Below are 7,790 nucleotides of genomic sequence, written 5' to 3' on the forward strand. Positions count from 1 at the left end.
GGCTTGCCACAGGCGTCGAGCAGGTCGGCTGCGGCAAGCAGTGCGGCGATTTCGACGGCGAGCGTGAACGGGCTGTAGCCGGCATCCTCTTCCCAGCGGTCCTCGCCGGTGACCGGCCCGTTGCGCACGACGAACCCGGCGGCGCGCTCGATCATCGGCAGAAAGACTGCGAGCCTGGCGTGCGGCAAATGGCCGGCGCGGTGCAAAGCTTCGGCCAGCAGCAGCGGAAAGGCGCATTCGTCCATCTGGATGCCGGGCCAATAGGCCGATCCGTCGAGCCAGGCGTTCTGCGGCCAGTGGCCGTCCGGCTGCTGGATGGAGCCGAGATAGTCGAGGATTTGCAACGCCGAGGCGGCGTCGCCGGCAGCAAGAAAGCCGCCGGCCGTCTCGACCAGATCGCGCGGCCAGACCAGATGGTAGCCGCCGAGGTCGTCGTCGCCCTTGTCGAAGCCCCACGGGATCGACAGGCTGGCGACCGCGGCGCCCGGTGTGGCGATCGACCGGTGCGTCGCCAGTACCGCCGTCGAGACGCGATAGAAGTTGATCCCGGGCACCGCGTGCCGGTCGAGCGGCAGCAGGCCCTTTTGCCAGTTGCGCCAGTTCTGGAGGTAGGATTTCGCCGCGGGTTCAAAACCCTGCTTCAGGCTGGCGAAAGCATGTTCCGCGGCCTCCTCGGGCGTCGCGCCAAATCCCAGCGCCAGCAAAGCCTTGGTCCTGGCCGCGGAAAAGCCGATCTCGCCGGTCAGCGCGACATTGCCGTCCTCGGCCCGCTGGTACGCAGCATCGAGCTCACCTGTGTTGTGCAGTTGCTGCCAACCGTCGGAAAAACCGACATAGCCGGCCGAGCCGGTCCGCCAGGGCAGCGACGAGGCCAGCGCCAGGCAGGAGCCGCGCCCCGAGGCGAACAGCACGGGCTTTCCCTCGTGCTCGCCGACCCAGGCGGTGTTGCCCATGCCGGCATTGACCAGATGCGGCGCCAGAAGCGCGTAGACGCGATAATCGTCAGCGACGCCCCTCAGCGCCGTGAAGGTGATTTCCTGCAGCAGCGCCGGGCGCGCCGGATCGGCGAGGATGCGCTTTTCGATCCGCCAGGCGCCGTCGTTCGCCGTGTTGACCAGCCGGTAGGCGGGTACGCCGTCCTCGAACGGTTCGATGCTGTGCGTGGCAGCGCGCTTCTCTTCCGAGAAATAGCCGGCGGCGCCGGTGACGATGAGGCCGAGGTCGCGGGTGCAGGCACTGTCGACGCGCGGATAGTAGATTTCGTTGAGCATGCCGTGGCTGATCGTGAACCAGATCCGGCCGGCCGGCGAAAGCGACGTTCCGACGCCGCTCTTGGCGCTTGACGTCCAGCGCGCCGGAATTCCCGGGGCGCCCGGAGCAACGTTTTGCGTCACTGGCATTCTGTTTCGGTCTCCTGGCCTCCTCCCTAGACCAGGACGCGAACCCTTTACAATCATTGCACCGCAAGTTGATCGGCGCCGACGGCAGGGCAACGAACTAGGGCTAACGGGTTTCTTCGGAGCTTTCGTCTGCGCTGACGGAGCAGCAAATGAAAAACCCGCCAGTGCGGCGGGTCACCGGCGCAAATCAGCACCATGGACGAAAATGTACCATAGCTGAGCTCACCGAGTCAAGAAAAAATTCCTATGACCAAAGGCACCGTCGTTGACAGCGGCGGCGGCATGCGTCCACTATTTCCCGGCACGGGAGGATCGTGAAAGCAATGGCGGAAGTGTCCCTGGTCCTGATCGACCGGCTGCTGGCGATATCGCGGGCGCTTGCCGGCCATATCGATCCCGGCACGGCGTTCCGCGCGACAGCCATCGAGATCGGCTCGCTCATCCCGCACGACCACATGGATCTGGCGGTGCTGTCGCATGATGGGCGCCGGCACGCCTGTTACGAAGCCGGCTTCCACACCAGCTGGAGCGAGCTTGCCCAGCATCCGCTGCCGACCGAAGTCAGCCCGATCCGCTCGGTGCTGTGGGGCGAAGTCCCCTATCTGCTCGCCGACGACGCGCTGAGCGACGAGCGGTTCCATTTCGCCACCGCTATCGATGGTCCGATCTTCGCCGCCAGGCTGCGCAGCCGCATCGTCGTGCCGCTCAGGGCGCGCGGCGGCATCATCGGCGCGCTCAACATCAGCCGGCACGAGGTCGACTGCTACACGCTTGCCGACGTCGCGGTCGCGCAGCAATGCGCCGACCTGATCGCGCCCTACATCTTCGCGCTGATCCAGACCGAGGAGGCGCGCCGCGCCATGCTGGCCGAGAGCGAGGCGCGAAATCGCGTCGAGCTGCTGCGCGTCGGCGCCTCGCAATTGACCGAAGGCATGGAGCGCGAACGCCGGCGCATGGCCATGGACCTGCACGACCAGACGCTTGCCGATCTCGCCCGCATCGCGCGCCAGCTCTCGGCACTTCGCGGCCAGGGCGTGGCGCGGGCAGCACAGCTTGCCGATCTCGAGAAGGAGGTCGCCGGCTGCCTGACGGAACTGCGCCACATCGTCGACGACATCCGGCCGAGCGTGCTTGAACTGTTCGGCCTGCGCGATGCGGTCGAGGCGCATCTCAACCGCAGCGTCGCCAGGGCCAAGCCGCCGATCGCCGTGCGCATCGCCGACACCAGCGACGGCGGCGCCGACAGCCTGTCGGAGCCAGTGCGGACCGCGCTCTACCGGATCGTGCAGGAAGCGATCAACAATGCCGTTCGCCATGCCGCGCCGCACCGCATCGACGTGCTGCTGGCGTCGACCGCGAGCGTGCTGCGGGTGATCGTGACGGATGACGGCCAGGGCTGCGGCGCCGTTGACCCGGCCGCGTATGGCGGCATCGGCCATATGCACACGCGGGCAGCCCTTATCGGGGCGCGGCTGCGCATCGGCCAGGCCGGCCGCAAGAACGGCGGCACCCGTGTCGTCGTCGAGATCGACCGCCAGCCATTACGGGAACTGGCGGCGGCTGCAACAATGCCTGGCGAACTCGCCGTATCGGAGGCCATGTGATGCTTGTGATGATCGCCGAGAATGACGGGCTGCACCGTAGCTTCGCGCGGCGGACGGTGGAGCAATTGTGGCCCGGTGACGTCGAGGTGATCGAAGCGAGCGACGGCGAGGACGCCATCAACCTGGCGACTGAGCGCGAGCCACTGCATGTCGTGCTCGATTTGCAGATGCCGAAGGCGACGGGAATCGAAGTTGCCAGGGCGATCTGGAACCGCCGCGCCGGCACGCACATCCTGTTCTGGTCGAATTTCGCCGACGAAGCCTATGTGCGCGGCGTGGCGCGCATCGTCCCGCCCGGCTCTGTCTACGGCTATGTGCTGAAATCGGCGACGGAGGAAGGCATGCGGTCCGCCCTGCGCGGGGTTTTCCGCGAAGGCCACTGCATCATCGACCGCGAGATCCGCGGCATCCAGCATCGCGTTCAGGACAAGTTCGAGGGCATCACCGACGGCGAATATGAAAGCCTGATCGACATCGCGCTCGGCCTGACCGACCGGGCGATCGCGGCACGTCGCGGCCTGTCGATCCGTGGTGCGCAGAGCCGCATCAAGCACTGCTACGACAAGCTCGGCATCGTGCCGGCGGAGGACGGCACCGGCGATGCTTCCGTGTTCAACTCGCGGACGCGGGCGATCTATCTCGCCATGGCGCGCGGCCTGATCAACATCGACGCACTGCGTCGCGAACAGGACCGGCTCGACGCCTGGCTGGCGGAGCACTGAAACAGCGGCGGCCACAAGCCGGAACATCGGAAGGTCCGGCGCATTGCTAGTGAACGCCAACTCAACGCCTGCGGATCCGAAGTGCGACCCTCATTTGCAGATTCATGGCACCTGGTGCGCGAAAGCGTCGTCGGTTTCATCGACGACAATGCGCTCAGCCATGGTGCGGCGATGGCCTTTTATGCCGCCACCTCGCTGGCGCCGATCTTGCTGATCGTGGTTGCGATTGCTGGTCTCGTCTTCGGCCACGATGCCGCACAATTGGCCTTGTCCGCGCAGATATCAGGGCTGATGGGACCGGAAAGCGCCGATCTCCTCAAGACTGCGCTGGAAAGTGCATCCGGCAGGCTGTACGGCACCTGGGCCGCGATCATAGGGCTGGTCACCTTGCTGGTAGCCGCTTCTGGCGTCTTCGGCGAAATGCAGCAGTCGTTGAACACAATCTGGAAGATCGAACCGCAAGGCAATTCCCTGTCGCGTCTGGTGAGGGCACGGGCCGCCAGTCTGGGGTTGGTGGCCGCACTCGGGTTCCTGTTGCTGGTCTCTCTCATCGCAAGCGCTGCGATTTCGGCACTGGGCGCTTTCATCAACGCCCATCTGCCGTTCGGAACGATCATACTCAGCGGGATCAACGGCGTCGTTTCGTTTGTGCTTATCGCCGTGATGTTTGCCGCCATTTACAAGGTTTTGCCCGATCGAACCCTGGAATGGCGCGATGTGGGAATCGGCGCTGTCGGAACCGCGGCCCTGTTCACATTGGGAAAATCGCTTATCGGCTGGTATATCGGCACCAGCGCGATTGCGTCGTCGTACGGCGCCGCCGGCGGACTGCTCGTGATTTTGCTCTGGGTTTACTACTCGTCGGAGATTTTCCTCCTCGGCGCCGAGTTCACGCGCGCCTATTCCGTTCGCCACGGCAGCCGGTCCGATCTGAAGAGGTTGGTTCACAGCCCTTTGTCCGTGCAGCACGGCTCAGCTCGAACACAACAGGAGTCCAATGCTGCTGGCGTGGTCGTGCTTGTGGCGGTGGCGTGCGCGAGCGCAACCTTGACCGCGCTTTTGCGAAGTGTTCGCCGGCCCTGATCTGACGTCGCCGGTATTCTACGCTCGATAGGCACGGGCGACTGTGCAAATGCACAGTCGCCCGTGCGCTTTGACCCGTATCGGCTCGTCGGGACCGCGCCTACGCTCTGCCCCAACAAGAAGACTGTATCGGGAAGCGCTCATGCCATTCGTCACCATGCGGAGTAGCACGGCTGTTCGCGCCGGGAGCCGATGATGTCGGTGCCGGCGCGTGCGCGCCATTCCGGTTTCGACGATGTCGTCGGCGATGCGCCGATCGAAACGCTGGCGAGCGGCTTCGGCTTCCTCGAAGGGCCGGTCTGGCATCCCTATGAGAAATGGCTGGTCTTCTCCGACATTCCGGAAAGCCGGATGTATCGCTGCAGTGCCGAGGGCGAGATCGAGCTGTTCCGCGAGCCGAGCCATAAGGCCAATGGCAACACGCTGGACCGCCAGGGGCGGCTGGTCACCTGCGAGCACGCAACGAGCCGCGTGACCCGCGCCGAGCCCAACGGCAGCGTGACCGTGCTGGCCACGCATCATCAGGGCAAGCAGCTCAACAGCCCGAACGATATCGTCGTTGCCACCGGCGGATCGATCTACTTCACCGATCCGGGCTATGGCCGGAGGGAGTTCTATGGCGTGCCACGCCCGCAGGAGCTGCCGTTCCAGGGCGTCTACCGCATCGATGGCGACGGCGCCCGGCTGACATTGCTGGCCGACGATTTCGGGCAGCCGAACGGGCTGTGCTTTTCGCTGGACGAGTCGCGGCTGTTCATCAACGACACCGAACGCGGGCACATCAGGGTGTTCGGCGTCGAAGCCAATGGCGACCTCAATGGCGGCGCGGTGTGGGCAGCAACCGAGGGCGACGGGCCGGGAGCGCCCGACGGCATGAAGATCGACAGCCGCGGCAATCTTTACTGCACCGGACCCGGCGGCATCCACATTTTCGACGCGTCGGGCACCATTCTTGGCGTCATCCGGACGCCCGAAGATTGCGCGAATTTCACCTTCGGCGACGACGATTTGCAAAGCCTCTACATTGCCGCGTCGACGTCGCTGTACCGGCTCAGGGTGCGCGTGCCGGGATTGAGACTGTTTTGAGCTCGCGACAATCCGTGCTCAAATCAGAGTTGGGAGTGAGGCCGGGTCAAAGCCGGTGGGAATACAGCAGTCAACACATCTGGGAGGATAACGACATGAAGAAACTGTTCGTTCTGGGCGCTCTGGCGGCAATGCTCGCTTCGGGCACGGCGCTGGCCGACACCAGTGGCAAGAAGATTGCTTTTTCCAACAATTATGCCGGCAATTCCTGGCGACAGGCGATGCTCGACAGCTATGGCATCGTCACCAAGAAGGCGGTCGCCGACAAGGTGGTCGGCGCGGCCGACATCTTCACCACCGCCGACAAGGAGGTGCCGACGCAAGCGGCGCAGGTGCAGAACCTGATCCTGCAGGGCTATGACGCCATCGTCATCAACGCTGCCTCGCCGGATGCGCTCAACGGCGCCATCAAGCAGGCCTGCGATGCCGGCATCACCGTCGTCTCCTTCGATGGCACCGTGACCGAGCCTTGCGCCTACCGCGTCGTCGTCGACTTCAAGGACATGGGCAAGCAGGAAGTCGAGCAGATGGCCAAGTTCCAGCCCAAGGGCGGCAATCTGCTTGAAATCCGCGGCCTTGCCGGCACCTCGATCGATGATGCCATCCATGCCGGCATCCTCGAAGGCGTCGCCGCCCATCCCGAGTTCAAGATCGTCGGTTCGGTGACCGGCGACTGGGACCAGACGACGGCGCAAAAGGCGGTGGCGACCATCCTGCCGTCGCTGCCCGACATCGTCGGCGTCGTCGATCAGGGCGGCGACGGTTACGGCGCCGCACAGGCCTTCGCCGCCGCCGGCAAGCCGCGCCCAACCATCATCATGGGCAACCGCCAGGACGAGTTGCAGTGGTGGAAGGAGCAGAAGGACAAGGACGGCTACCAGACCTGGTCGGCATCGATCGCGCCCGGCGTGTCATCGCTCGCCTTCTGGGTGGCGCAGCAGGTGCTCGACGGCCGCACCGATATTCCGCACGACCTGCTGGTGCCGTATCTGGCCTTCACGCAGGACGATTTCGAGGCCGAGCTGCCAAAGATCCCCAAGGGCGGCGTCGCCAGCCACGAATACACGCAGGAAGACGCGATCGCGGCCATCAAAGCCAACATCAAGTGAGTGTCGGCCAAGCGTTGCCGTCCGTATCGCCAAGCGAGTATCGTTGAGCATGCCCAGGGGTAACGCTGACATCATCAGACTGAACGGCGCCGAAAAGCATTTCGGCGCCGTTCGCGCGCTGGGTGGCGTGGATTTTCACGTCGGACCCGGCGAATGCGTCGGGCTCGTCGGCCACAATGGCGCCGGCAAATCGACGCTGATGCACATGGTGGCGGGCACGCTGGTGCCCGACAGCGGGCAGATCGGCGTGCATGGCGACACCGAGGACAACTACTCGGTGTCGCGCGCGCAGCAGCTCGGCATACGCTGCGTGTTTCAGGAACTGTCGCTGTGCCCCAATCTCAGCGTCGCCGAGAACACACGCATCAACCACGCTTCGCTGCGTGGCTTCGGCTGGCGGCGCAAGGCGGCCGAGCTGATCGCCGCCAAGCTCGACGAGATCTTTCCGGGTCATAGCATCTCGGCGTCGGACATTGTCGGCGACCTGTCGATCGGCCGTCGCCAGATGGTCGAAGTGGCGCGCGCCTTCACCGTCACCCAGGATCGTCTCGACCTCGTCATCCTCGACGAGCCGACATCGTCGCTCGACGCGCATACGGCGGGCCAGTTGCTGGCCTTCGTGCGCCGCTTCGTTGCCGGCGGCAAAAGCTGCATCCTGATCTCGCATGTGCTGGGGGAGGTGCTGCGCAACGCCGACCGCATCGTGGTGATGCGCGACGGCAAGGTGGTTGTCGCCGACGCCGCCACCGCCTTCGACCGTAACCGGCTGGTGACGGCGATGGGCGG

General features: G+C 65.0%; 7 protein-coding genes. 6 read left to right on the forward strand and 1 reads right to left on the reverse strand.

The window, feature by feature from the left end:
* Nucleotides 1-1,400: glycoside hydrolase family 15 protein (locus EN969_RS08630; protein WP_245467426.1), on the reverse strand; the 1,400-nt coding region annotated here is incomplete at its 3' end.
* A 323-nt stretch (nucleotides 1,401-1,723) separates the two neighbouring features.
* Here EN969_RS08630 and EN969_RS08635 point away from each other — a divergent pair.
* The 6 genes from EN969_RS08635 to EN969_RS08660 form a co-directional block, all read left to right on the forward strand.
* Nucleotides 1,724-3,004, forward strand: a complete 1,281-nt coding sequence (locus EN969_RS08635) for a histidine kinase (RefSeq protein ID WP_063169507.1) — start codon at nucleotides 1,724-1,726, stop codon at nucleotides 3,002-3,004.
* The gene (locus EN969_RS08640) at nucleotides 3,004-3,726 is read left to right on the forward strand and encodes a response regulator transcription factor (protein ID WP_027163049.1); all 723 of its coding nucleotides are present in this window, start codon (nucleotides 3,004-3,006) and stop codon (nucleotides 3,724-3,726) included. Before EN969_RS08635 ends, EN969_RS08640 begins: the two co-directional genes overlap by 1 nt.
* A 114-nt stretch (nucleotides 3,727-3,840) precedes the next feature.
* A complete protein-coding gene (locus EN969_RS08645) occupies nucleotides 3,841-4,809 on the forward strand; it encodes a YihY/virulence factor BrkB family protein (RefSeq protein ID WP_245441347.1) in 969 nt (322 codons plus the stop codon).
* A 195-nt stretch (nucleotides 4,810-5,004) separates the two neighbouring features.
* Complete coding sequence (locus EN969_RS08650) at nucleotides 5,005-5,895, forward strand: SMP-30/gluconolactonase/LRE family protein (protein WP_063170401.1); 891 nt, start codon at nucleotides 5,005-5,007, stop codon at nucleotides 5,893-5,895.
* 95 nt (nucleotides 5,896-5,990) lie between these two features.
* Nucleotides 5,991-7,004 carry an ABC transporter substrate-binding protein gene (locus EN969_RS08655; protein WP_013528926.1) on the forward strand — a complete coding sequence of 338 codons (1,014 nt, stop codon included), beginning with the start codon at nucleotides 5,991-5,993 and terminating at the stop codon, nucleotides 7,002-7,004.
* A 49-nt stretch (nucleotides 7,005-7,053) separates the two neighbouring features.
* Nucleotides 7,054-7,790, forward strand: a 737-nt coding sequence (locus tag EN969_RS08660) for an ATP-binding cassette domain-containing protein (protein ID WP_164758185.1), incomplete at its 3' end; no start/stop codon positions are given.

It is taken from the genome of Mesorhizobium sp. M7A.F.Ca.CA.003.01.2.1, assembly GCF_003998945.1.
GTDB classification, from domain to species: Bacteria; Pseudomonadota; Alphaproteobacteria; order Rhizobiales; family Rhizobiaceae; genus Mesorhizobium; species Mesorhizobium ciceri.

Bases quoted from the DNA above. Each gene is read 5' to 3' on its own strand.
- EN969_RS08635 (WP_063169507.1), top strand. From the start codon at position 1,724: ATGGCGGAAGTGTCCCTGGTCCTGATCGACCGGCTGCTGGCGATATCG.
- EN969_RS08655 (WP_013528926.1), top strand. From the start codon at position 5,991: ATGAAGAAACTGTTCGTTCTGGGCGCTCTGGCGGCAATGCTCGCTTCG.
- EN969_RS08650 (WP_063170401.1), top strand. From the start codon at position 5,005: ATGTCGGTGCCGGCGCGTGCGCGCCATTCCGGTTTCGACGATGTCGTC.
- EN969_RS08640 (WP_027163049.1), top strand. From the start codon at position 3,004: ATGCTTGTGATGATCGCCGAGAATGACGGGCTGCACCGTAGCTTCGCG.